The organism is Saccharomonospora amisosensis (assembly GCF_011761185.1).
GTDB lineage: Bacteria > Actinomycetota > Actinomycetes > Mycobacteriales > Pseudonocardiaceae > Saccharomonospora_A > Saccharomonospora_A amisosensis.
Genome location: NZ_JAAOYM010000001.1, coordinates 4,471,488 through 4,494,779, shown reverse-complemented (window position 1 = coordinate 4,494,779; position 23,292 = coordinate 4,471,488). Strand labels below are relative to the sequence as shown.

Below are 23,292 nucleotides of genomic sequence, written 5' to 3'. Positions count from 1 at the left end.
CATGCCTCGCACCGTCGACGTCGCCGCATACGCGAAGGGGGTGCTCGCGGGCGACCGCGGCATCCTGTCGCGGGCCATCACGCTGGTGGAGTCCGCACACCCCGACCACCGCAGGCAGGCGCAGGAGCTGCTGGTGGAGTTGCTGCCGCACGCGGGCGGCGCGCAACGGGTCGGCATCACCGGCGTTCCCGGGGTGGGCAAGTCGACCTTCATCGACGAGTTGGGCACGAAGCTCACCGGCGAGGGGCACCGGGTGGCTGTGCTCGCCGTCGACCCGTCGTCGACCCGCACCGGCGGCAGCATCCTCGGCGACAAGACGCGGATGGCGCGACTGGCCACGGATGCGTCGGCCTTCATCCGGCCGTCGCCGACGTCGGGCACGCTCGGCGGGGTCGCGAGGGCCACCCGCGAGTCGATCGTGCTGATGGAGGCCGCCGGCTACGACGTGGTGCTGGTGGAGACGGTCGGTGTCGGGCAGTCCGAGGTGGCGGTCGCCAACATGGTCGACTGCTTCCTGTTCCTGACGCTGGCACGAACGGGCGACCAGTTGCAGGGCATCAAGAAGGGCGTGCTCGAACTCGCGGACGTGATCGCGGTGAACAAGGCCGACGGCGAACACGAGTTGCAGGCACGCAAGGCGGCGAGGGAGCTGTCGGGAGCACTGCGGATGATCTACGGGCCCGATGCCAGGTGGGTCCCACCCGTGCTGACCTGCAGCGCGCTGACCGGTGCCGGGTTGGACACGGTGTGGCAGCAGATCGGCAGGCACCGTGAGATGCTGCGGTCCACCGGTGAGTTGACCGAGAAGCGCAGGCAGCAGCAGGTCGACTGGACCTGGTCGATGGTCAGGGAGCAGTTGCTCGACCGCCTGGAGGCGCACCCTGGGGTTCGCGCGGTCGTGCCCGAGGTGGAGCAGGAGGTGCGTGACGGCAGGCTCACCGCCACCCTGGCCGCCGAGCGAATTCTCCAGGCGTTCGAAGCGCCACTGCCGCGTGGCGGCTGACGCGAAGGGGCGTGAGCGGGCAGACTGGTGCCCGTGCGTGTGCTTGCCGTCGTGGTCGGGCTGCTTGCCCTTGCCGCGAGCTTCGTGGTCATCGGGTCGGTGACACCGGTCACCTCGTCCGCCGAGCCGCTCGTCGCAGCGGCGCCGTATCCGGCCCAGGACGTCGATCCCGAGCCCGGCCCTACCCTCGACCCGCAGACCGAGGTTGACGCGGACAAGGACCGAAGCAGGCTGGTGGTGGGTGCCGCGGCCGCGGTGCTGCTCGGCATCGTGCTGTGGGGAAGGCACATCAGGAAGAAGCGGCAACAGGGCGGCTAGGCTCGCTCGGCGGACGGCGCGGGCTGCCGAACGCTCTCAGCCACCGACAGAGCCCTACAGTTTCGCCGAACACTGCGTCACCGCTTAGCGCAACCGGGCTACCTTCTGTCTCGTCATTAGGACATCTGGGTTACAACTACCCTGTGTGGTGCAAGACTGAGAGCAAATGCGTACGGCAATGATTTCCCAGCGAGAGACAGTGAGCTCCAACGACCTCGTGCCGGATGCGTGCGGAGGTGCGGCGTGACCGTTCTCGACTCCCGGCCGGACCTGCCTGGTGAGCACGGCGGGTCGGGTACGGCTGCCGCTTTGCTGACCGACTCCGGGGTCACCGTGGCCCCCACGCCGACCGACCTCGGCGCGGGCCGTGGCCCCGCCTGGCTCGACGAGTGGCTGTTGCGCCACGCCGCCGACGTCGTGGCGTGGCGAAGGCACATCCATACCAACCCCGAGTTGGCCAGACACGAGTTCGGCACGACGGAGTTGGTGGTGAAGCTGCTGCGCTCGGCGGGCTTGCGTCCGTGGGTGCTTCCAGGCGGGACCGGCGTGGTGTGCGATGTCGGTAGCGGGCCCACGTGCGTCGCGCTTCGGGCCGACCTGGATGCGTTGCCGCTCACCGAGGCGACCGGACTGCCGTTCGCCTCGGCCGTCGACGGCGTGGCGCACGCCTGCGGGCACGACATGCACACCGCCGCGCTGCTGGGCGCGGGGCTCGCGCTGGCACAGGCCGATGAGCTTCCCGGCAGGGTACGACTGATCTTCCAGCCTGCGGAGGAGGTCATGCCCGGCGGTGCGTTGGACGCCATCGAGGCGGGTGCGCTCGATGGCGTCGACCGCATCTTCGGGCTGCACTGTGACCCGCGGCTGCCGGTAGGCAAGGTCGGTACCCGCATCGGGGCCCTGACATCGGCGGCCGACCTGATCGAGCTGCGGTTGACGTCGCCAGGCGGGCATACCTCACGGCCTCACCTGACCGCCGACCTCGTGCACGCGCTCGGCACGATCATCACCTCGTTGCCCGCGTTGCTCTCTCGGCGAGTGGACCCGCGGTCGGGAACCGTGCTGGTGTGGGGTTCGGTGCACGCGGGCGAGGCCGCCAACGCGGTGCCGCAGGACGGCCTGTTGCGAGGCACGCTGCGCACAGCCGACCACGAGACCTGGACGCAGCTCGAGCCGCTCATCGCCTCGTCGGTGCAGTCGTTGCTGGCTCCCACCGGGGTGGGCTACGAACTGAACTACCGGCGCGGGGTGCCTCCTGTGGTCAGCGAGGAGGAGAGCACCGTCCTGTTGCGGGCGGGATCGGAAGCGGCGCTCGGCGACAACGCACTGGCCGACACAGAGCAGTCGTCCGGTGGCGAGGACTTCGGCTGGTACCTGGAGCACGTGCCGGGTGCGTTCGCGCGGCTCGGGGTGTGGCCGGGTGAGGGCGCGATGCGGGATTTGCACCAGCCCACCTTCGAAGCCGACGAGCGGGCGCTGTTCAACGGCGTGCGGGTGTTCGTGCATACGGCCCTGGCGGCGCTGGTCGCCTGACCACCCTTCCGCGAGTCCCCCGCTCTCGCCCGCGAGTCCCCCGTCCAGGCCCGCGAGTTCTGCGCTCAGGACCGTGAGTTCTGCGTTCACGTCGGACTGAGTTGTCCACAGGACCCTGAGTTATCCACATTCTGTGGATTGCATCTCCCTGAGGGTGCTTGGACAGCCGACGGTTGGGGCATGGTCACCTTCCCTCCGAGTCTCGACCTGCACGGCGCATACCTGCGTGCGGACCTCGCGGCAGCACTCGGTTCGGCCGCGTTGCGCACTGCCCTGCGGGACGGGCGACTCGCCACGTTCTCGCGCACGGTGCTGGTGGACCCACGTCGCGCCGCCGACTTCGGGACCCGCGCCGCCGCAGCCTTGCTGCACGCGGGTCCGGACGCGATGCTCAGCCAGCACAGCGCGCTGCGGGTGCACGGCTTCTGTGCGGCCGACACCAATCCGATCCACGTGCTGGTGCCCTACCGGTGCAAGCCGCGGCGCCGGGCGGGGGTGCTTGTCCATCACGGTTCGGTCCGGGAGGAGGACATCCACGAGATCGCCGGACTGCGGGTGGTGGACGTCGATCTGGCCCTGTCCGAGGTGCTGTGTCGTGGCTCGCGGCGAGACGCACTGGCGTGTGCCGACGAGGCGCTGCGGGCTCTGTCCCCGCACGATCGCGAGACGTTTCGGTTGCGCGTGGAGGAACGGATCGCGGCCCGGCCGGACCCACGGGGGCGGCGGCAGGGCCGGTCGCTGCTGTGGCTGGCCACTGGGCTCGCGGAATCTCCTGCGGAGAGCGCGATGCTGTTGACACTGGTCGAGGCCGAGTTGCCGGTGCCGGAGCAGCAGGTCCCGGTCACGGATATCGCCGGGCGTGTCCTCTATCGGCTGGATTTTGCCTGGTCGCAGGTCCGGGTGGCGGTGGAGTACGACGGTTACGAGGCGCACGAAGCCAGCAGGGAGGCTGACGCGGAACGCGACGAGGACCTGCGGCGGCGGGGTTGGATCGTGCTGCGGGCCGACGCGGCCGACTTGCGGGACCCGAGCAGGCTCGTCGCTGCCGTCCTTGACGCGTTCCGGCGTCGCGGCCTGACCGCGTGAACGCAGGACTCGCCGACGGGAGCGGGGGACTCGCGGACGGGAGCGGGGGACTCGCGGACGGGAGCGGGGGACTCGCGGACGGGAGCGGGGGACTCGCGGACGGGAGCGGGGGACTCGCGGGTCAGGGGCCGACTCGCTTGCAGGGGCGGGTGCGCAGGTCGTCGACGTAGTCGGCGGGTGCGCCCGCGGCCTCGGCCGCGTCAGCGAGTACGCCCAGGTAGCGGGCCGACGGCAAACCCCCTTCGTAGGCGTCGAGCACATACAACCAGGCCAGCACCGACCCCTCCATGGTCTGCACCCGCAGCCGGATCTTGGTGTGTAGGCCCAGCTCCCCGCCTTCCCACTGGTCCAGCAGTGACTCGTCGAGCGGCGTCACGTCGTAGAGCACCACAAAGACCCTCGAACCCGGGTCCTCGACGATCGTCGCGAGCGCGCCTTCCCAGCTCAGGTCCTCACCGCCGAAGGTGAGCCGCCAGCCTTCCAGCCAACCGGTACCCGCCATCGGCGAGTGCGGGGCTCGCTCCGTCATCTGAGCGGGATCCATGTTGGACCCGTACGCGGCATACAAGGGCACGGCCACAGCCTAGCGACCACACGCTCACCCGAAAGGACGCAGTCCGCGTGTCCCCACCTAGAGTTGGGTCGCGAGCCAGGTGACGAGGAGGACGGACGTTGACCAAGATCGTGATCATGGGCGGCGGGCCTGCAGGCTACGAGGCCGCGTTGGTCGCGGCACAGCACGGAGCCGACGTCACGGTCGTCGAGCGGGACGGCCTTGGCGGCGCCTGCGTGCTCTACGACTGCGTTCCTTCCAAGACCTTCATCGCCTCTTCCGGCGCGCGGGCCAGCCTGCACGGCTTCCGCGAGCTGGGCATCGGCGTCGGGCAGGCGGCCATCGACCTGCCGACCGTGCACGGCCGGGTGCGCGGTCTCGCGCTGGCCCAGTCCGCCGACATCCGAGCGCGCGTGCAGCGGGAAGGCGTGCGGGTGATCACGGGTACGGCCCGCTTCCGAGACGAGGAGCCAGGGCTCGCAACACACAAGGTCGGGGTCACCACCACAGACGGTGACGAGGAGATCCTCGACGCCGATGTCGTCCTGATAGCCACCGGTGCCACGCCGCGCGTGTTGCCCGGCGCGGTTCCCGACGGTGAGCGCATCCTCGACTGGCGGCACCTGTACGAGTTGCCCGAACTACCCGAGCACCTTGCCGTCATCGGGTCCGGTGTCACGGGCGCCGAGTTCGCATCCGCCTACACCGAGATGGGTGTCAAGGTCACCGTGGTGTCCAGCCGCGACCGGGTCCTGCCGCACGAGGACGCCGACGCGGCCGCGGTGCTGGAGGAGGTGTTCTCCCAGCGCGGCACGACCGTGGTCAAGCACGCCAGGGCCGACCGGGTGGACCGCACGGACAAGGGCGTGCGCATTCACCTCACCGACGGCAGGGAGATCGAGGCCAGCCACGCGCTGATGACGGTGGGCTCGGTGCCGAACACCAACGACATCGGGCTGGAGCGTGTCGGCATCGAGCCCGGCCCTGGCGGCTTCATCACCGTCGACCGCGTTTCGCGTACCAGTGCGCCCGGGGTGTACGCGGCGGGCGACTGCACCGGGGTGCTGATGCTCGCGTCGGTGGCGAGCATGCAGGGCCGCATAGCGATGTGGCACGCCCTTGGCGAGGGCGTCGCGCCGATCCGGCTGCGTACCGTGGCCGCGAACGTGTTCACCCACCCCGAGATCGCCACCGTCGGGATCAGCCAGCAGGCGATCGACACCGGCGAGGTGCCCGCGCGAACCATCATGCTGCCGCTGGCGACCAACGCGCGCGCCAAGATGGAAGGGCTGCGACAGGGCTTTGTGAAGCTGTTCTGCAGGCCCGCCACGGGCGTCGTCGTGGGCGGGGTGGTGGTGGCGCCAACGGCAAGCGAGCTGATCCTGCCCATCGCGCTGGCGGTGCAGAACCAGTTGACGGTCGAGCATCTCGCACTGACGTTCTCGGTGTACCCGTCGCTGTCCGGCTCGATCACGGAGGCGGGGCGGCAACTCATGCGTCACGACGACCTGGACTGACGAATCGGTCACTCCACGGTTTCGTCGGTGCCTGTCGTGACACTCGTCACGAGTGGGTTCGATGACGAAGTGGAGTACGACATGACTGTTCGCGATACGGCGTGGCCGGAAGGAACGCCCTGCTGGGTCGATGTGACGGTGCCCGATCCGAGGATGGCGATGGATTTCTACGGCGCCCTGCTCGGGTGGGATTTCGCCGACACCGGTGATGAGGCGGGTAACTACCTGATGTGTTCGGTCGGCGGCAAGCTGGTCGCCGGGATCGGTGGTACCCAGCCGGGACAGGAGAACATGCCTGCCGCGTGGACCACATACCTGGCCACCGGGGACGTCGACAAGACGGCGGCCGCGATCAGCGCCGAGGGTGGGCAACTACTGGTGGAGCCGATGGACGTGATGTCGGCGGGGAGGATGGCCGTCGCGGCGGACCCGACCGGTGCGGTGTTCGGGGTGTGGCAGGCGGGCGACACTCTCGGCGTCGAGTTGGCCGACACCCCCTCCGCGCTGATCTGGAACGAGTGCATGACCCGCGACTTCGCCGCCGCGAAGGACTTCTACGGCAAGGTGTTCGGCTACGGCTTCGACGACATGTCCGGGGGCGGGTTCACCTACGCGACACTCACGGTCGGCGGGCAGGCGGTCGGCGGGCTGGGGCAACTGCCCGAGGACACGCCCGCCGAGGTGCCCGCTCACTGGATGGCCTACTTCGGCGTTACCGACACCGACGTGGCGGTGGCGCGAGTCGGTGAACTCGGCGGCAGTGTGCTTCGGCCGCCGCAGGACTCGCCCTACGGCAGGATGAGCGCGGTCACGGACAACCAGGGTGCGGCGTTCTCGCTGATCTCGGTGACCGCGTCCGCCGACTGAACCGCCGGGCAGCGGACTTGGGAGCGTCGCTGCCGCGGAAGGCGGCGACGCTCCCAAGCGCTGGCGAGGCCGGGTGTCGCGGCCGTCAGTCCTCCGACTCGACCCAGTCGAAGGTCTTGGTCACCGCCTTCTTCCAGTTGCGGTATTCGCGGTCCCTGCGCGCCTCATCCATGGAGGGCTCCCACCGCTTGTCCTCGGCCCAGTTGGTGCGGATGTCGTCCTCGCTCTCCCAGAAGCCGACGGCCAGGCCGGCGGCGTACGCGGACCCGAGCGCGGTGGTCTCGCTGACCTTGGGGCGGATCACCGACACGCCGAGGATGTCGGCTTGGAACTGCATGAGCAGGTCGTTGACCACCATGCCGCCGTCCACCTTGAGTGTCTTCAACGGAACACCGGAGTCGGCGTTCATGGCGTCGATCACCTCGCGGGTCTGGAAGGCTGTCGCCTCCAGCACCGCTCGGGCCAGGTGCCCTTTGTTGACGTAGCGGGTCAACCCGGCGATGACACCACGCGCGTCGGATCGCCAGTAGGGCGCGAACAGCCCCGAGAACGCGGGCACGAAGTAGGCGCCGCCGTTGTCCTCGACCGTCCGCGCGTGTTCCTCGATCTCGGCGGCGGAGCTGATCATGTTGAGGTTGTCCCGCAACCACTGCACGAGCGAGCCGGTGACCGCGATCGCGCCCTCCAGCGCGAACACGGTGTCGTTCGACCCGATCTTGTAGCAGACCGTGGTGAGCAACCCGTTCTGCGACATCACCTTGTCGGTACCGGTGTTGAGCAGCACGAAGTTGCCGGTGCCGTAGGTGTTCTTCGCCTCGCCGGGGGACAGGCAGGCCTGGCCGAACGTCGCGGCCTGCTGGTCACCGAGGATTCCCGCGATCGGAACCCCACCGAATGCGCCTCGCTCGCGCACGGTGCCGTACTCCTCCGAGGACGACCGGATGGTCGGCAACATCGAGAGCGGGATGCCCATGTCGGCGGCGATGTCGGCGTCCCAGGACAGCGTGTCCAGGTCCATCAGCAGCGTCCGCGACGCGTTGGTCGGGTCGGTGACGTGGATGCCACCGTCCACCCCGCCGGTCATGTTCCACAGCAGCCAGGTGTCCATGTTGCCGAACAGCAGGTCACCGGCCTCGGCGCGCTGCCGTGCCCCCTCGACGTTGTCGAGGATCCACTTCACTTTCGGCCCCGAGAAGTAGGTGGCCAGCGGCAACCCGGTCGTGTCGCGGTAGCGTTCCTGGCCGCCGCCCGCCGCGCCGAGCTCGTTCACGATCCGGTCGGTACGGGTGTCCTGCCACACGATCGCGTTGTAGACCGGTTTGCCTGTCTTGCGATCCCACACCAGGGTGGTCTCGCGTTGGTTGGTGATGCCGACAGCGGCGATGTCCGCCGTGGTGAGGTCGGCGGCAGCGAGCGCGCCCGCGGCGGTCGCCCTGGTGTTGGCCCAGATCTCCTCGGCGTCGTGCTCGACCCAACCCGCCTTCGGCAGGATCTGCTCGTGCTCGCGCTGGTCGGAAGCCACGACCTGGCCGGAGTGATCGAAGATCATCGTTCTTGTCGACGTCGTGCCCTGGTCGACGGCGGCCACGTAGGAAGCCATCTGTCTCCTTCTCCCGTTTCGCTAGTCCGACGCGGAGGTGGTGGTGCCGCTTTCCGCCGACTCCGGGACACGTCCCGGCGGCGGTGAGGGCTCGACCTCGGGCGCCGTCTCCTTGGCCGTGAGAACTTGACCGATGAACAGGTCGTAGATGATCACCCCGATGACGCCGCCAAGTAATGGCCCGGCTATCGGTATCCACCAGTAGTTGCTGAACCAATCACCGTTGCCGGGGAACGCTGTGTCACCCCAGCCTGCAAGCCAGGTGAAGAAGCGAGGGCCGAGGTCACGCGCCGGGTTGATGGCGTAGCCTGCGCCGGTTCCGAAGCTGAGCCCGATGGCGCCGACGACGAAGCCGATGACCCAGGGGGCGAAGTTGCTCAGCGGGGCCTGGTTGCGGTTGTCGATCAGTGCGGCGATCACCCCGACGAGCAGCGCGGTACCGACGATCTGGTCGACGAAGGGACCCCACCAGGTGCCGCCGAAGTACTCGGCGGGGAACGTCGCGAAGATCGAGAATGTGGGTAGTGAGTCCGCTCCGTCCGCGATGCCCTGCGTGTTGTTGAACGCGTTGATCGCGGGCCCGTACACGGCGTAGACCACCGCGGCTCCCGCGAACGCGCCGAGGACCTGCGCCAGCCAGTACGGCGCCACCTTTGCCCACGGGAACTTCCTGCGGATGGCGAACGCCAGCGTGACCGCGGGATTGATGTGCGCGCCACTGACGCCTCCCGCGACGTAGACGCCGAACACGACGGCCAGCGCCCAGCCGAACGCGATGATCAACCAGTTGCCAGCACCGAAGTCGACAGTCTGCCGCCCCGACTCGGGCAGGCCCACCACCGCGACCGCGACACATCCCGTACCGAACATGATCAGGACAGCCGTGCCCAGGAACTCCGCCAGCATCTCGCCGCCGGTCGTGGCACGCATTCTGGAGAAGACGCTGGTTCGCTGTCCGGAGGCCCTTTCACTCACGCCTACACCTCCATGTGTGGCTTGGCACCCGTCGCCCCTGCGTCGGGGCACGCGTCCCTGGCGAGGTCCGCGATACGCCAGGCGACACAGACTTGCCGACCTGTGCGTGCCTAAACCTCCTCCAGCGACGTGAAGTACTAACAGTACAGATCAACATCGTGTTGTCGAGTCCCATCAGCGCGCCTTCGAACTGCCGCCGTCCGGCGCGGGACATGCCATGCTGAGAGGTGGGGTTGCCATGCCCCACGCCCCGAAACCCGTGGCGAGGAGGAACGCGTGACCGTGTCATTGGGGCCCGCCAACCGCGCTGAGTCGTGGGAGCGGCTGGGCAGGGAGGACTTCGACCTCGTCGTCATCGGCGGGGGTGTCGTCGGTGCGGGGACAGCGCTCGACGCGGCCACCAGAGGGCTGCGCGTCGCGCTCGTGGAGGCCAGGGATCTGGCTTCGGGCACTTCCAGTCGCTCCAGCAAGATGTTCCACGGCGGGTTGCGCTACCTGGAACAGCTGGAGTTCGGCCTGGTGCGCGAGGCACTCCGGGAGCGGGAGTTGATGTTGACCCGGCTGGCTCCGCACCTGGTGAAGCCGGTGAGCTTCCTGTACCCGTTGCGCCACCGCCTGTGGGAACGGCCCTACACCGCTGCCGGTCTGCTGCTCTACGACACGATGGGCGGCGCCCGTTCGGTGCCTGGGCAGAAGCACCTCACCAAGGCCGGAGCGCTGCGGATGGTGCCAGCGCTCAAGCGCGACGCCTTGATCGGCGGCATTCGCTACTTCGATGGCCAGGCCGACGATGCAAGGCACACGATGACCGTCGCCAGAACGGCGGCGCACTACGGCGCGGTGGTGCGCACCTCCACCCAGGTGGTGGACTTCCTTCGGGAGGCGGACCGGGTGTCCGGCGTGAAGGTCCGAGATGTCGAGACCGGTGCGGAGACCGAGGTGAACGCGGGCGTCGTCGTCAACTGCACAGGTGTGTGGACCGACGAACTGCAGCGGCTGTCCGGAAGCCGTGGCCGGTACCGCGTGCGGGCGAGCAAGGGTGTGCACATCGTGGTGCCGCGCGACCGCATCGTGTCCGAAACAGGTCTGATCCTGCGCACCGAGAAGTCCGTGCTGTTCGTCATCCCGTGGCGAAACCACTGGATTCTCGGCACCACCGACACCGACTGGCACCTAGACCTTGCGCATCCGGCCGCGACCAGGTCCGACATCGACTACATCCTGGACCACGTCAACGAGGTGCTGGCCACGCCGCTGACCCACGACGACATCGAAGGTGTCTACGCGGGACTGCGGCCGCTGCTCGCGGGTGAGAGCGAGGAGACCTCCAAGCTGTCGCGCGAGCACGCGGTGGCCAGGGTGGCGCCGGGGTTGGTGGCGATCGCGGGCGGCAAGTACACCACCTATCGGGTGATGGCCGCCGACGCCGTGGATGCGGCTTCGGTGGATCTGCCTGGCCGCGTTCGCGGCTCCATCACCGACAAGGTGCCGCTGTTGGGAGCCGACGGCTACCACGCCCTTGTCAACCAGGCGGACCACCTCGCCGCGGCACACGGGCTGCACCCGTACCGCGTCCGGCATCTACTCGATCGCTACGGTTCACTGGTCAACGAGGTGCTGGCACTGGCGCAAGAGCGGCACGACCTGCTGCGCCCGCTTGACGCCGCGCCGGACTACCTGCGCGTCGAGGCGGTGTACGCCGCCAGTCACGAGGGCGCGCTGCATCTGGAAGACGTGCTCGCGCGCAGGACCCGCATCTCGATCGAGTACCCGCACCGCGGCGTGGACTGCGCCGAGCAGGTCGCCGAACTCGTATCCGGGGTGCTGGGCTGGACGCAGGAAACCATGGCGAAGGAAGTGGAGCTGTATCGCGAGAGGGTGAGGGCCGAGCGAGAGTCGCAAAGCCAGTCCGACGACGAGGCGGCGGACGCGCGGCGGGTGGCCGCACCGGAGGCTCGTGGCAACCTCATCGAGCCGGTGGGCTGAGTACCCGTCGCGGTACGGCTGGGCCGGCTCCTGCTCACCACGGCTGACCTGGTTCCGGCAGTCCTAGCAGGGCATAGGCTCGCGTCACGTCGCAGAGCCCTTCCTCGGCCACCCGCCGAGCCAGCTCGAAGTCCTGGCGCGACCTCGCCGAGGCGAGCAGGGCACCCGCGCTGTGCCAGCGCTCCCGGGCCGAGCGAAGCAGGGCCGCCGCCTCCGGGTCGGTGACCGGCTCAGTTACCTCGACGTGGTGGCCGAGCAGGTGGTACCGGGAGCGCGCCGCGATCGCCGCCCTGCCGGGATGCGGCTGCCGGTGCAGTATCACGGGGATCACCGCGCCCGCGGCCAACGCGACGCCCGTGAGGGTGAGCCACAGCCAGGTCACAGCAGCTGCCTTTCCAGCGCGGTGATCCGCGACTGCAACTCCGCCAGCCGCGGACCGTCGCTCGCCTCGCGGAACTCGTGCAGGATGAGCACGTACTCCTTGGCGTGTTCCGGGTCAGCAGGCCCGTCCGGGTGCAGCACGCGGTCGGCGAGGCGGTTCAGCCGCGCGTCGACGGCGGCGCGGCGGCGAGCGGCCGCGCCCCGGGCACCGACCCTGTTGCGCAGTGCCAGCGCGGTCCCACGCAGCAGCAGGAACAGCACCACCGTCGCCGACACCATTGCCGCACCCGTGAGCAGCAACCGGCCGACGTCGGTGACGTCGTCCACGGGGCCGCGCCGGGGAATCTCGCCGTACGCTTCGGCGGCTTCGGCATCGAAGGCGAGGGCGTACTCCTCGATCTCCGGGGTGAGGTCGGTGTCGGTGACGCGATACTGCCAGGAGGCCTCTGCCTTGAGGATGACTTTGAAGGAGAAGTCCTCGGCGGAGTCGTCGCCGCGCGTGGGCGCGGGGAAGGCTGGTCCGTCGCAGTAGGTGCTGGCGTACTCGCCTTCGTCGGCGGAGAAGACGATGACCAGGTTCGTCGGCACCAGCGTGGCGATTTCGTCGCACAGTGCCCGGCTCGGGTCTTCCTCGTCGGCGTACTCGCGCGGTGGCTCGTCGTCGAAGATCGCGACGACGATCGCCCGATCGCCGATCACCTCGCGGGCCCGCACCGGGTCGACCAGTCCGGGTGCGCCCGGCGCGACGTAGACGGAGCTGTCGCGAAGGTGCTGGGCCGCTTCGCGGGCCCGCTCGCTCGGCAGTTGCCACGGCTTGAACACGATCAGGAACCCCACGACGCCGAGTAGCGCTGCATAGCCCCATGCGGGTATCCGCCTCGTCACGAACCCCGCTCCTCTCGCAGCAGCCGCTGCCCCTGTATCGCGATGTCGCGGACCTCGGCCATGGCACCGGCCGTGTGCGCCTGCTCGAACAGGGTGGTGGCGGTGGCATGCCGCTCGGCCGCCGCAGCATCGCGACCGCCGTCGGCGTCGAGCAGTCGCCTGCCGAGTTCGGTGATCTCGGCGAAAGCCTCGGCACCTGCCTCGCGTAGCGCGGCACGGTCCGCCCTTGCCTGCCGCGCTCGCCGTAGCAGTGCCCGCAGCAGTGCGATCGCGCCGATCGCGAGGGCCGACCCGCCGACGAGCCACGGTGCGAGAGCTCCGATGAGCTGGCGCGAAGTTCGCGGTGGCGGGCGACTGAACGGATGCTCGGTCAGCAGCTGGTCGGCGCGCAACAGCACCGTGCCGATCCGGTCGGTCATGGTGATGCCCTGCTCGAAGCTGCCGCCCTCGTAGCGGCCGTAGGCGTAGTCGCGGGCGGAGACCAGTTCGTGGTGGTGGGCACCGGCTACCTCCAGCCAGCCGCCCTGGGCCACCAGCACCACCTCGCCGGGGAACCGCTTCGCCAGCGGCCGTGCGTAGTCCACCATCGGCTCACTCGGATCGACGACCGGGAACGCCGCCACCCGCACCCGCATGCCGGTGCGTTCGCGGATTCGCTCGACCGACAGCTCGACCGGGTCCTCGCGACCGGGAGCGTTGTAGACGGGGTCATCGCGCAGCCGCCGTTCCAGCTCGGTGAGCTGCTGCGGTGTCGCGGTCACGACCCGCGCCTTCGGACGGTCCGGCGACCCGCTGCCGGTCTGCACGCCCTTGGCGTGGCGGATCACCAACCACAGCAAGTCGGTGACGTCGTACCACGCGGTCACCCTGCGCAGCTCGGTCAGGTCGCTCGGGCTCGCGGTGACTCCCTCGCTGGAGGAGACGCGCAACCCCTCCACCCTGACCCACTTCTTGCCCGTCCGCTCGCTCCACCGCATGAGCTGGTCGTACACCTGCTCGTAGTGCTCGTCGTGGCTGGCGTAGTTTCCGCCTTCCTCGACCGGGCCGGTGAAGGGCGCGATGAGCACCCGGATGTCCGGCGGCAGTTCCCGCCGGATGAGTTCGGTGTCGAAGTAGGCGACAGCGCCGGGCGCCCGGTAGATCTGCTGAGTCTCGAAGGCGCGCAGCGCCGCGTCGACATCGAGTTTCGGAGGCAGCGGTTCCTCGGCGGCCGCGCGGCCAGGAGCGACCGGGGTGATACCGAGCAGGGTGAACACGATCGCGAGCAGCACCGTCAGCGGTGCGGCCCTGCTCACGCGGCGCCGTCCGAGGTCAGCCGCCAGCGGAGATCGGAGCCCGCCGCGTCGACGAGAGTGAAGCCGCACTTCCTCGCGACCGCTTCCGAGGCGTGATTGGCGGCCTCGTGCCGGTAGTCGACGTAGCGAAGACCGAGCGCGCCGAACCCGAAACGCAACGCCGCGGTCAGCCCTGTGGCGGCAATCCCTCGTCCGCGTTCGGCGGGGTGCAGCCACACGGCGGCCTCCGCGGTGCCCGCGGCGAGATCGAGCCGCTTCAGCCCCACCTCGCCGAGCAGTTCGCCGGTAGTGGGCTCGGCGACCGCCCAGGAACAGCGCTCGTCGGCCAGCCACTCGCGGGCGCGGCGCTCGACGTAGGCGGTGGCCGCCTCAACGGTGTCGACGACGTAGTGGGGGACGAACCGACGGTGAACCGGATCGGCGAAGGCAGCCAGCAGCCGTGGCCGGTCGTCCAGCAGTTCGTCCGCCCGCAGGCTGCGAAGGTAGTAGGTCCCCGCGTTGATCTCGACCGGCTCCACGCGGTGATCTTATGGCCCTCGGCGCCGGTTGGAGGCCAAAGACCCTGCCAAGAGCGCGACCACGGCAGGTAACAGGAACACGAACACCATGCCTCTCGCGATGGTGAAGAACAGCACGAGGGCCACGATGGCCGCGATCGGGACGGCGCTTGCCGCGACCCGCTGCGACCAGGGCTGCGGCGGCTCGCCTCGCTGCCGCGGCTGCCCGAGCGTGCGAACGGTGTGAAGCACACTCGGCCGCGGCTCCGGCAGGTCCGCGAAGATGGGCTCCAACTCGCCGCGTAGCTTCGCGGCGCTCACCTGGCCCGACCGCTGCTCGAACTCGACCAGGTCCAGCCGTCCGCTGCGGACGTGCTCGGAAAGCGCGTCCAACGCTTCTCGCCGCTCAGCGTCACTGAGCCGGTACTCCGGTCGATCGACGGCCACGTCTCGATGGTAGGTCGGATGGATCAGTGGCTGCCACGAAGCCCGGCGGCCGTCCGATCGCCTCAGTCCTTGATCTCGGCCAGCACGGCGCCCTGGCTGACGGCGGAGCCGACCTCGACGGCGAGTCCCGCGACCGTGCCCGACTTGTGCGCGGTGACCGGGTTCTCCATCTTCATGGCTTCCAGCACCACGATCAGTTCACCCGCCTCGACCTGCTGACCGTCGGTGACAGCCAGCTTGACGATCGTGCCCTGCATGGGCGCGGTGACCGCGTCCCCGCTGACGGCCGCTTTCGCGCCGCCGCCCCGCTTGCGCGGCTTGGCCTTGCCAGCGGCGGCGGTGCCGCCACCGCCGAGCGCCAGGTCACCGGGCAGGGACACCTCCAGCCTGCGGCCACCGACCTCGACGACGACGTTCTGGCGTGGCTCGGCCTCGGCTTCGACCTCCTCGGCGGCTGTGAACGGTTCGATGGTGTTGTCGAATTCGGTCTCGATCCAGCGGGTGTGCACGGAGAACCCGGTGCCGTCGCCGACGAAAGCCTCGTCACGCAGGACCGCCCTGTGGAACGGTAGGACGGTCGCCAAGCCCTCCGCGACCATCTCGTCCAACGCGCGGCGCGCACGCTCGATCGCCTGCGCACGGTCGGCGCCGGTGACGATCACCTTGGCGAGCATGGAGTCGAACTGCCCGCCGATCACGCTGCCGGTCTCGACGCCGGAGTCGACGCGCACGCCTGGCCCTTCGGGGAACACCAGGCGGGTGACCGTTCCGGGTGCGGGCAGGAAGTTGCGGCCCGCGTCCTCGCCGTTGATGCGGAACTCGATGGAGTGACCGCGCGGCTGCGGGTCCTCGGTGAACGGCAGTGTGCCGCCCTCCGCGATACGGAACTGCTCACGCACGAGGTCGATCCCGGTGGTCTCCTCCGAGACCGGGTGCTCGACCTGGAGGCGGGTGTTCACCTCGAGGAAGGAGATCGTGCCGTCGACACCGACCAGGTACTCGACCGTGCCCGCGCCGTAGTAGCCCGCTTCCTTGCAGATGGCCTTCGCAGAGGAATGGATGATCTCACGCTGCTCGGCGGTGAGGAACGGGGCGGGCGCCTCCTCGACCAGCTTCTGGTGGCGGCGTTGCAGCGAGCAGTCCCTCGTGCCCACGACCACCACGTTGCCGTGCTTGTCCGCGAGCACCTGCGCCTCGACGTGGCGCGGCCGATCCAGGTAGCGCTCGACGAAGCACTCACCACGGCCGAACGCGGCCACGGCCTCGCGGGTGGCCGAATCGAACAGCTCGGGGATCTCCTCCATGCTTCGGGCCACTTTCAGGCCCCGGCCACCGCCACCGAACGCGGCCTTGATGGCCACGGGCAGGCCGTGCTCCTCCGCGAACGCGACGACCTCGTCCGCGCCCGATACCGGGTCCTTCGTGCCTGGCACCAGCGGCGCGCCCGCCTTCAACGCGATGTGCCGCGCGGTGACCTTGTCCCCCAGGTCGCGGATCGCTTGCGGGCTCGGCCCGATCCAGGTGAGTCCCGCGTCCAGTACCGCCTGTGCGAAGTCGGCGTTCTCGGAAAGGAAGCCGTAGCCGGGGTGCACGGCGTCGGCGCCGGACCGCTTGGCGGCGTCGAGCAGTTTGTCGAACACCAGGTAGCTTTCGGCCGCCGTGGTGCCGCCCAGCGCGAAGGCCTCGTCGGCCATGCGAACGTGTGGTGCTTCCCTGTCGGGTTCGGCGTACACGGCCACGCTGGCCAGCCCCGCGTCCTTGGCCGCTCTGATCACCCTGACGGCGATCTCACCGCGGTTGGCGACGAGCACCTTGGTGACGCTCGCTGGTTCGGGCACGCTTACCTCCCTGTTAGCTGCTCACGCGAGAGTTTACGGACTCCGCTGCCACGGCAGACGAGACGAGGCTCACGCGACGTAGGGGTGAGGGCGGGCGGCGCCGTAGCTGAAGGTCCGCTACCACCTCGCCTACCCTCAGGCGCGAACGCGCAGGGCACGCTGAGGGAGGAGGATCCAGTGGCGGGAACGTCGGCGCCGCGCGCCGTCGTGCTCACGACGGCGCTGTCGTTCGCTGTGGCCCTGTGCGCGTTGGTGACGGCGGCGGTGCTGCGCAACGGGGATTCCGCGCCCGCGAGCGCGGGTGGGGCGACGACCACGGCGGCGGCGTCCTACTCCGGTTGCGGTGACGAACCGTGCCGTGTCCTGGCGTCCGCCATGGTCAACGGCATGCCGGTTGAGTTGCTGGCCGACAGCCGCGGCGGCACGGGCAGACTGCGGGCCGGTGGGCCGTCGTCGGGTACGACCGCGGAAACCACGATCACCGGCATGGGGGTGCGGCTCAACCACGACTCGCTGCGCTGCGTCGAGATCGCCACCCCGGTCTGCCTTGTGCGCGGGCCGCACGACGGCGGGATGGCGGGCGAGCTGCACATCTGGCGTGGCGACGGCTGGGCTTCGGCCGAGCGGCCGTACTTCTCCGACGCGGGCAGCATCACGCTCGACGACGCGGCCGGTGACGCCGCGCCGGAGGTGATCGTGGTGCGGCACGATTGTGGCCGTGCAGGCGAGGTCTCGCAGTGCAGGCGCGCGCCCGTGCTCGCCGAGGTCTACGACCTGCGTGGCCAACTCGTCGGCTGCACGGCCGGGTTCGACTCGCCAGGCCAGTTGCGCGGCTGGCCGGAGGTGGACCTCGCGGCCGACGAGGTCGGGGCCTGCTCGTAGCGGGTCAGCCCTCGCCGTCTCGCCACAGGTCCACGACGCTCACGCCCACCTCCGCGAGGAGTCGCCTTGTCAGCGGCAGGCTGATTCCGATCACGCTGGAGGGGTCGCCGTCGACGCCTTCGACGAACCAGCCGCCAAGACCGTCCAAAGTGAACGCGCCCGCCACGGCAAGTGGCTCACCCGACCGCAGGTAGGCTTCGAGTTCCGCCTCGGTGGGGGAAGCGAACCGCACGGTCGTTGACTGGGTTCCGCTCGCGACGCCGACGGTCTCACCGTCGCTCACCCGCACCACGGCATGCCCGGTGAGCAACTCGCCGGTGCCGCCTGCCATGGCGGCCCAGCGTGCGCGAGCGACCTCAGCGGTCGCGGGCTTGCCCACCACCTCGCCACCGATCGCGAGCATCGAGTCGCAGCCGACCACGACGGCGTCCTCGGCACCTTCGTGGGCCTCGGCGTGCGACCCGTGTGTGATAGCGGCGAGGTCCGCGGAGCGGGCCACGGCGTCGGCCTTCGCCATGGCGAGTGCGGTGACCAGTTCGGACGGTGAAGGGTCGGGCAGTCCGGCTGCGACGGCCTCCTCGTCGACGCCGGAGACGATCACACTCGGTTCGATCCCCGCCGCGCGCAGCACCGCGAGGCGAGCTGGGGAGGCCGAGGCCAGCACGAAACGCACGCGGCAAAGGCTATGTGATCGCACCGCGCACGCACCGCCGCCTCAACGGAGCAGCCCGGAGGCACGCCAGGCCCCGTGTCCGGGCCGCAGCGGTGCCCGCAGTCGCGCCGCGGGGTCGGCCCACAGCGACCGGGTGGCGGGCTTGGCCTCCTGCTCACCGGAGGCGGCCACGGCGGCGATGACGGCGGTGAGTGCGGCCACCTCCGCGTCGTCGGGATTGCCGCGCACGACGCGCAGCAGCGGCCCGGAATGTTCCGGTTGCTCAGGCATGGCAGCTTCTTCCGACATGGCAGACATGGCAGCGGCCTTTCGCGATCACAGCGGGATGTTGCCGTGCTTCTTCGGCGGCAGCGTCTCGCGCTTGTCCCGAAGCATCCGAAGCGCCCTGGTCACGTAGCCGCGGGTGTGCGAGGGCGGGATCACGCCGTCGACATAGCCACGCTCCGCGGCGACGTAGGGGTTGCACAGCGTGTCCTCGTACTCCTGGATCAGCCGCGCCCGCAGCTGCTCCACGTCCTCGCCCGCTTCCGCCGCGTTGGCGATGGTCTTGCGGTGCACGATGTTGGCGGCACCCTGAGCGCCCATCACGGCGATCTGGGCGGTCGGCCACGCGACGTTGACGTCCGCGCCGAGATGCTTGGAACCCATCACGTCGTAGGCGCCGCCGTACGCTTTGCGGGTGATGACGGTGACCAGCGGTACCGTCGCCTCCGCGTAGGCGTAGATCAGCTTCGCGCCCCGCCGGATGATGCCGTTCCATTCCTGGTCGGTACCGGGGAGGAAGCCGGGAACGTCGACGAAGGTCAGCACGGGCACGTTGAACGCGTCGCAGGTACGCACGAACCGGGCGGCCTTCTCCGAGGCGTCGATGTCGAGGCAGCCCGCGAACTGGGTCGGCTGGTTGGCGACGATGCCGACGCTGTGGCCGTCGACGCGGCCGAACCCGACCAGCACGTTGGGCGCGAACAGTTCGTGCACCTCGAGGAACTCGCCCTCGTCCACGACCCGCTTGATCACCTCGTGCATGTCGTACGGCTGGTTCGGCGAGTCGGGGACCAGCGTGTCCAGTTCCAGGTCGGTTTCGCTGACACCGTCCGGGATGGACTCACCCGTCGGCTCGGGAGAGTCGAACACCGGAGGTTCGGAGAGGTTGTTGGCGGGCAGGAAGGAGAGCAACTCCTTGACGTAGGAGATGGCGTCCTCCTCGTCGCCCGCGAGGTAGTGCGCGTTGCCGGACTTCGTGTTGTGGGTGCGGCCACCACCGAGGTCCTCGAAGGTCACCTCCTCGCCGGTCACCGTCTTGATGACGTCGGGTCCGGTGATGAACATCTGGGAGGTCTGGTCCACCATCACCACGAAGTCGGTGAGCGCGGGCGAGTACACGTGCCCACCCGCGTTGGCGCCCATGATGAGCGAGATCTGCGGGACCACACCGGAGGCCTGGGTGTTGCGGCGGAAGATCTCGCCGTAAAGGCCGAGCGAGACGACGCCTTCCTGGATGCGCGCGCCGCCACCCTCGTTGATGCCGATGATCGGCCTGCCTGTCTTGATCGCCAGGTCCATCACCTTGACGATCTTCTCGCCGTACACCTCGCCGAGTGAGCCGCCGAAAACCGTGACGTCCTGGCTGAACACGCACACCGGCCTGCCGTCGACGGTGCCGTACCCGGTGACCACCCCGTCGCCGTAGGGCCGGTTGGAGTCCTGCCCGAAGTTGGTGGAGCGGTGCCGGGCCAGCGCGTCGAGTTCGACGAAGGAACCGGGGTCGAGCAGCAGGTCGATGCGCTCACGTGCGGTCTTCTTGCCCCTGGCGTGCTGGCGCTCCACCGCGCGCGCCGACCCGGCGTGCACCGCCTCGTCGTAGCGCAGGTAGAGGTCGGCGAGCTTACCGGCCGTGGTGTGGATGTCCGGTTCTTCTGCGGGGGGCGTGCCGATCGGCTCCGTCGCGCTGCTCATGAAACAGCAGCTTAACGACCCTCAGTTGGCCGCAGGGGTGTGCCACGTCATAGGGCTCGCCGGGGTCATAGGCTGTGCCGTATGAAGCGCATCGACGCCGCGCGACTGCGTTCCGCGCTGCTGCGGCCCGTCGGCCCCTATACCGCCATCGACGTGGTCGCCAGCACGGGCTCCACCAACGCCGATCTTCGAGATGCCGTCGTGGAGGGCGCGGCAGACCGCACCGTGCTCATCGCCGAGGAGCAGACCAAGGGTGCGGGCCGCAGGGGCCGAACCTGGGTCTCCCCGCCCGGCGCCGGCGTGTACCTGAGCGTGTTGCTGCGGCCTGGCGAGGTGCCACTGCCCGCGCTCGGCTCGCTGGCGGCCGTCGCGGGGCTCGCCCTGATCGACACCGCGCGGGAGTTGGGTGTTGACGCGGTGCTCAAGTGGCCCAACGACATGCTGGCTGGGGTTGAGCGCGCCAAGTGCGCCGGTGTGCTCGCCGAGGCGGTCGCCTGTGACGAGCAGGCTGTCGTGCTGGGCATCGGCGTGAACGTGTCGCCGATGCGCGAGCCGGTGCGACCGGGGCCGGGCGCGCTGCGCGCGACCTCACTCGCCGAGGAGGGCGCCTCGACCTCCGACCGCACGGAGGTGGCCCGCCTGCTGTTGGGTCACCTGCACGAACGCGAGCAGCGCTGGCGCTGCGCCCGCGGGGATCTGCGGGCCGCCGGGCTGCTCGACGAGTACCGGTCGCGGTGCGCGACGCTCGGGATGCAGGTGAAGGTTCTCGTGGCGGGTGGTTCGGCCAAGATCGGTGAGGCGCTCGACGTGGACTCCGATGCGGCGCTCATCGTCCGGACAGCCGACGGGGAGCGCCACACGATCTTCGCAGGTGATGTCGTCCACCTGCGGCCGAGCCACGCCTGAGCCCGGCGATGACGCGGTACGGTGACTCCCACGCCGAACATGAGCCCTCGGGGGTGTCGAAGTGCCTTATCCAGACGATTTGCTCAGTGAGGGTGAGCGCGTCATAACGCACAAGCATCCGCACTTCAAGATGCTGATCCTGCCGGTGCTGGCTCTGGCGGGCACGCTGGGAGCCGGGGTGTGGCTCGCGCTGTGGGCCCGCGACCTGGACGCGCCGTGGGACATGGTCACGCTGATCGCTGTCGGCGCGGTAGCGGTGCTGCTGGTGGTGTGGTTGTTCCTCGTGCCGTTCGTGCGCTGGCGCACCACGCACTTCATCGTCACCACGGACCGGGTGATCGCACGGGAGGGCGTTGTCAAGCGCACCGGCATCGACATCCCCATGGCCAGGATCAACAGCGTCCGTTTCGAGCACGGGCTCGTCGATCGCGTTTTCGGCTGCGGCACGCTGATCATCGAGTCCGCCTCGGAGGAGCCGCTGACCTTCGACGACATTCCCGGCGTCGAGAAGGTGCACACGATGATCTACCGGCAGGTCAACGACAATCCCTACGACGACTTCGACTTCGGAACCGGCAGCCAGGAGCGTCATGGGCGCGCGTGAGCTCGGGTTGCCGGAGCGGGTCGGGCCCGTGACGGGCATGCCCCGTCAGGTCACCATCTGGGAGGTCGGGCCTCGCGACGGCCTGCAGAACGAGGCCACCACCGTGCCCGTCGAGGTGAAGCTGGAGTTCCTCGATCGGCTCGCTGCCGCGGGACTGACGACGCTGGAGGCCACCAGCTTCGTGCACCCGAAATGGGTACCGCAGCTGGCCGACGCCGAGGAACTGCTTGAGCGGCTGCGGCGGGTGGCCGGGGTTCGCTACCCGGTGCTGGTGCCCAACGAACGCGGGCTGGACCGCGCGCTCGCCGCGGGCGTGCGCCACATCGCGGTGTTCGGCAGCGCTACCCAGTCCTTCGCCGAACGCAACCTCAACCGTGGCTTCGACGAGCAGTTCGCGATGTTCGAGCCGGTCGTGTCGCGGGCAAGGAGCGAAGGTGTCGACGTGCGCGGCTACCTGTCGATGTGTTTCGGCGACCCGTGGGAGGGCGTGGTCGATCCGGCGCAGGTCGTTCGTGCCGGCCGGAACCTGCTCGACCTCGGCTGCACGCAACTGTCGCTAGGCGACACCATCGGGGTCGCGACCCCGGCTGGTGTCGAACGGTTGGTCACGGCGTTCACCTCCGCCGGAATCGACGTTGCCGGGCTCGCCGTGCACTTTCACGACACCTACGGTCAGGCGTTGGCCAACACCTGCGCCGCGCTGCGACTCGGGGTGTCTACTGTGGATTCTTCGGCTGGCGGGCTGGGTGGCTGCCCCTATGCGGAGTCGGCCACAGGCAACCTCGCCACCGAGGACCTGGTGTGGATGCTCGACGGGCTCGGGATCGACCACGGCGTCGACCTGGACGCGCTCGTCGCGACGAGCACGTGGCTGGCCGGGCGGCTCGGCAGGCCGAGCCCGTCACGGGTGGTGCGTGCGCTCGGCGGCTGAGGCGGGTTCCTGAAGTTCTCGGGGACACGCCAACGGCTCACTCCTCGGCAAGGACGGCTTCTCCCACCAGACCGCGCAGTCGCTCGTTGGCCTGTTCGAGCACCGCGATCGTGATGTCGCGTTGCTCCTGGCTCACCTCGCCCAGCGCCTGCTCGGCGAGTTCGGACCACGCGCGTTCGATGCTGGGGACCAGCCTGTGGCCTGCCTCAGTGACCACGATGCGCACTTGTCGGCGATCAGTGGCGACCGGTTCGCGCCGGAACCACCCGCCACGCTCCAGCCGAGCGAGGCTACGGGTGGCGGTCGGCGGTTCGATTCCCAGCCGTGCCGCCAGTTCCGAGACTGTCATGCCGTCGCGCTCTTGGGCGAGCAGCCACAGCAGCACGTCCTGTCCGGGATGCAACCCGAGCGCCGCGAGCTTGCGTGCCTTCGCGGCGCGGTAGAGCTTGCTCATCTTGTTCAGCGCCCGATTGACGCGCATCGAATCACTTGCGTCCACGAGCCCAATCCTATATTTATATAGTCGGCTAATAGATGTCCGGCTAACTATCTGGTTTTG

General features: G+C 69.4%; 24 protein-coding genes. 11 read left to right on the top strand and 13 right to left on the bottom strand.

The window, feature by feature from the left end; all coding sequences use genetic code 11:
* Position 1: 1 nt before the first annotated feature.
* The 4 genes from meaB to FHU38_RS21835 all read left to right on the top strand — a co-directional run bounded on the left by meaB (position 2) and on the right by FHU38_RS21835 (position 3,940).
* Positions 2-1,003: a methylmalonyl Co-A mutase-associated GTPase MeaB gene (gene meaB / locus FHU38_RS21850; protein ID WP_167174550.1), complete on the top strand. Its 1,002-nt coding sequence runs from the start codon at positions 2-4 to the stop codon at positions 1,001-1,003.
* Between the two features lie 33 nt (positions 1,004-1,036).
* Positions 1,037-1,321, top strand: a complete 285-nt coding sequence (locus tag FHU38_RS21845; protein ID WP_167174547.1) for a hypothetical protein — start codon at positions 1,037-1,039, stop codon at positions 1,319-1,321.
* 243 nt (positions 1,322-1,564) lie between these two features.
* Positions 1,565-2,854 carry an amidohydrolase gene (locus FHU38_RS21840; protein ID WP_167174544.1) on the top strand — a complete coding sequence of 430 codons (1,290 nt, stop codon included), beginning with the start codon at positions 1,565-1,567 and terminating at the stop codon, positions 2,852-2,854.
* A gap of 180 nt (positions 2,855-3,034) precedes the next feature.
* Positions 3,035-3,940 carry an endonuclease domain-containing protein gene (locus tag FHU38_RS21835; protein ID WP_167174541.1) on the top strand — a complete coding sequence of 302 codons (906 nt, stop codon included), beginning with the start codon at positions 3,035-3,037 and terminating at the stop codon, positions 3,938-3,940.
* Positions 3,941-4,061: 121 nt separating this feature from the next.
* On the opposite strand, the gene FHU38_RS21830 is transcribed toward FHU38_RS21835, so the two are convergent.
* Positions 4,062-4,514, bottom strand: coding sequence for a gamma-glutamylcyclotransferase (locus FHU38_RS21830; protein ID WP_009152544.1), 453 nt, complete (start codon positions 4,512-4,514; stop codon positions 4,062-4,064).
* Positions 4,515-4,612: 98 nt separating this feature from the next.
* Between FHU38_RS21830 and FHU38_RS21825 the strand changes: the two genes are divergently transcribed.
* Both FHU38_RS21825 and FHU38_RS21820 read left to right on the top strand, forming a co-directional pair.
* A complete protein-coding gene (locus FHU38_RS21825; protein WP_167174538.1) occupies positions 4,613-6,010 on the top strand; it encodes an NAD(P)H-quinone dehydrogenase in 1,398 nt (465 codons plus the stop codon).
* 81 nt (positions 6,011-6,091) lie between these two features.
* Positions 6,092-6,877: a VOC family protein gene (locus FHU38_RS21820; protein WP_167174535.1), complete on the top strand. Its 786-nt coding sequence runs from the start codon at positions 6,092-6,094 to the stop codon at positions 6,875-6,877.
* Positions 6,878-6,962: 85 nt separating this feature from the next.
* Here the strand turns inward: FHU38_RS21820 and glpK are convergent, their stop codons facing one another.
* Complete coding sequence (gene glpK / locus FHU38_RS21815; protein ID WP_167174533.1) at positions 6,963-8,477, bottom strand: glycerol kinase GlpK; 1,515 nt, start codon at positions 8,475-8,477, stop codon at positions 6,963-6,965.
* 21 nt (positions 8,478-8,498) lie between these two features.
* Complete coding sequence (locus tag FHU38_RS21810; RefSeq protein ID WP_208416856.1) at positions 8,499-9,407, bottom strand: MIP/aquaporin family protein; 909 nt, start codon at positions 9,405-9,407, stop codon at positions 8,499-8,501.
* Positions 9,408-9,728: 321 nt separating this feature from the next.
* Between FHU38_RS21810 and FHU38_RS21805 the strand changes: the two genes are divergently transcribed.
* Positions 9,729-11,438 (top strand): glycerol-3-phosphate dehydrogenase/oxidase, encoded by a 1,710-nt coding sequence (locus FHU38_RS21805; protein WP_167174527.1) that lies wholly within the window; start codon positions 9,729-9,731, stop codon positions 11,436-11,438.
* 34 nt (positions 11,439-11,472) lie between these two features.
* On the opposite strand, the gene FHU38_RS21800 is transcribed toward FHU38_RS21805, so the two are convergent.
* From FHU38_RS21800 to FHU38_RS21775, 6 genes are all read right to left on the bottom strand, one after another.
* Complete coding sequence (locus tag FHU38_RS21800; protein ID WP_167174524.1) at positions 11,473-11,820, bottom strand: hypothetical protein; 348 nt, start codon at positions 11,818-11,820, stop codon at positions 11,473-11,475.
* Complete coding sequence (locus FHU38_RS21795) at positions 11,817-12,704, bottom strand: hypothetical protein (protein ID WP_167174521.1); 888 nt, start codon at positions 12,702-12,704, stop codon at positions 11,817-11,819. Before FHU38_RS21795 ends, FHU38_RS21800 begins: the two co-directional genes overlap by 4 nt.
* Positions 12,701-13,999: a hypothetical protein gene (locus tag FHU38_RS21790; RefSeq protein WP_167174518.1), complete on the bottom strand. Its 1,299-nt coding sequence runs from the start codon at positions 13,997-13,999 to the stop codon at positions 12,701-12,703. The genes FHU38_RS21795 and FHU38_RS21790 overlap by 4 nt, the downstream gene beginning before the upstream one ends.
* Positions 13,996-14,517, bottom strand: coding sequence for a GNAT family N-acetyltransferase (locus tag FHU38_RS21785; protein ID WP_167174515.1), 522 nt, complete (start codon positions 14,515-14,517; stop codon positions 13,996-13,998). Before FHU38_RS21785 ends, FHU38_RS21790 begins: the two co-directional genes overlap by 4 nt.
* A 9-nt stretch (positions 14,518-14,526) precedes the next feature.
* Positions 14,527-14,943 (bottom strand): DUF1707 SHOCT-like domain-containing protein, encoded by a 417-nt coding sequence (locus tag FHU38_RS21780; protein WP_167174511.1) that lies wholly within the window; start codon positions 14,941-14,943, stop codon positions 14,527-14,529.
* A 62-nt stretch (positions 14,944-15,005) separates the two neighbouring features.
* Complete coding sequence (locus FHU38_RS21775; RefSeq protein ID WP_167174508.1) at positions 15,006-16,781, bottom strand: acetyl/propionyl/methylcrotonyl-CoA carboxylase subunit alpha; 1,776 nt, start codon at positions 16,779-16,781, stop codon at positions 15,006-15,008.
* A gap of 177 nt (positions 16,782-16,958) precedes the next feature.
* On the opposite strand from FHU38_RS21775, the gene FHU38_RS21770 reads away from it, so the two are divergent.
* Complete coding sequence (locus FHU38_RS21770) at positions 16,959-17,663, top strand: hypothetical protein (RefSeq protein WP_167174505.1); 705 nt, start codon at positions 16,959-16,961, stop codon at positions 17,661-17,663.
* Between the two features lie 4 nt (positions 17,664-17,667).
* Here the strand turns inward: FHU38_RS21770 and FHU38_RS21765 are convergent, their stop codons facing one another.
* The 3 genes from FHU38_RS21765 to FHU38_RS21755 are packed head-to-tail and all read right to left on the bottom strand — an operon-like array spanning position 17,668 to position 20,292.
* Positions 17,668-18,336, bottom strand: coding sequence for a Maf family protein (locus tag FHU38_RS21765; RefSeq protein ID WP_167174501.1), 669 nt, complete (start codon positions 18,334-18,336; stop codon positions 17,668-17,670).
* Positions 18,337-18,378: 42 nt separating this feature from the next.
* Positions 18,379-18,606 (bottom strand): acyl-CoA carboxylase subunit epsilon, encoded by a 228-nt coding sequence (locus tag FHU38_RS21760; protein ID WP_167174498.1) that lies wholly within the window; start codon positions 18,604-18,606, stop codon positions 18,379-18,381.
* Positions 18,607-18,651: 45 nt separating this feature from the next.
* Positions 18,652-20,292: an acyl-CoA carboxylase subunit beta gene (locus tag FHU38_RS21755; RefSeq protein WP_167174495.1), complete on the bottom strand. Its 1,641-nt coding sequence runs from the start codon at positions 20,290-20,292 to the stop codon at positions 18,652-18,654.
* Positions 20,293-20,373: 81 nt separating this feature from the next.
* On the opposite strand from FHU38_RS21755, the gene FHU38_RS21750 reads away from it, so the two are divergent.
* From FHU38_RS21750 to FHU38_RS21740, 3 genes are all read left to right on the top strand, one after another.
* Positions 20,374-21,198 carry a biotin--[acetyl-CoA-carboxylase] ligase gene (locus FHU38_RS21750; RefSeq protein WP_167174492.1) on the top strand — a complete coding sequence of 275 codons (825 nt, stop codon included), beginning with the start codon at positions 20,374-20,376 and terminating at the stop codon, positions 21,196-21,198.
* A 61-nt stretch (positions 21,199-21,259) separates the two neighbouring features.
* Positions 21,260-21,802: a PH domain-containing protein gene (locus tag FHU38_RS21745; RefSeq protein ID WP_167174489.1), complete on the top strand. Its 543-nt coding sequence runs from the start codon at positions 21,260-21,262 to the stop codon at positions 21,800-21,802.
* A complete protein-coding gene (locus FHU38_RS21740) occupies positions 21,789-22,733 on the top strand; it encodes a hydroxymethylglutaryl-CoA lyase (RefSeq protein WP_167174486.1) in 945 nt (314 codons plus the stop codon). The genes FHU38_RS21745 and FHU38_RS21740 overlap by 14 nt, the downstream gene beginning before the upstream one ends.
* A gap of 37 nt (positions 22,734-22,770) precedes the next feature.
* On the opposite strand, the gene FHU38_RS21735 is transcribed toward FHU38_RS21740, so the two are convergent.
* The gene (locus FHU38_RS21735; protein ID WP_167174483.1) at positions 22,771-23,232 is read right to left on the bottom strand and encodes a MarR family winged helix-turn-helix transcriptional regulator; all 462 of its coding nucleotides are present in this window, start codon (positions 23,230-23,232) and stop codon (positions 22,771-22,773) included.
* Between the last annotated feature and the right edge of the window lie 60 nt (positions 23,233-23,292).

What these genes read in the sequence shown, in the direction of transcription:
- FHU38_RS21750 (WP_167174492.1), top strand. Translation starts at nt 20,374, where the DNA reads ATGAAGCGCATCGACGCCGCGCGACTGCGTTCCGCGCTGCTGCGGCCC.
- FHU38_RS21810 (WP_208416856.1), bottom strand. Translation starts at nt 9,407, where the DNA reads ATGCGTGCCACGACCGGCGGCGAGATGCTGGCGGAGTTCCTGGGCACG.
- FHU38_RS21820 (WP_167174535.1), top strand. Translation starts at nt 6,092, where the DNA reads ATGACTGTTCGCGATACGGCGTGGCCGGAAGGAACGCCCTGCTGGGTC.
- glpK (WP_167174533.1), bottom strand. Translation starts at nt 8,477, where the DNA reads ATGGCTTCCTACGTGGCCGCCGTCGACCAGGGCACGACGTCGACAAGA.
- meaB (WP_167174550.1), top strand. Translation starts at nt 2, where the DNA reads ATGCCTCGCACCGTCGACGTCGCCGCATACGCGAAGGGGGTGCTCGCG.
- FHU38_RS21760 (WP_167174498.1), bottom strand. Translation starts at nt 18,606, where the DNA reads ATGCCTGAGCAACCGGAACATTCCGGGCCGCTGCTGCGCGTCGTGCGC.
- FHU38_RS21755 (WP_167174495.1), bottom strand. Translation starts at nt 20,292, where the DNA reads ATGAGCAGCGCGACGGAGCCGATCGGCACGCCCCCCGCAGAAGAACCG.
- FHU38_RS21835 (WP_167174541.1), top strand. Translation starts at nt 3,035, where the DNA reads ATGGTCACCTTCCCTCCGAGTCTCGACCTGCACGGCGCATACCTGCGT.
- FHU38_RS21740 (WP_167174486.1), top strand. Translation starts at nt 21,789, where the DNA reads ATGGGCGCGCGTGAGCTCGGGTTGCCGGAGCGGGTCGGGCCCGTGACG.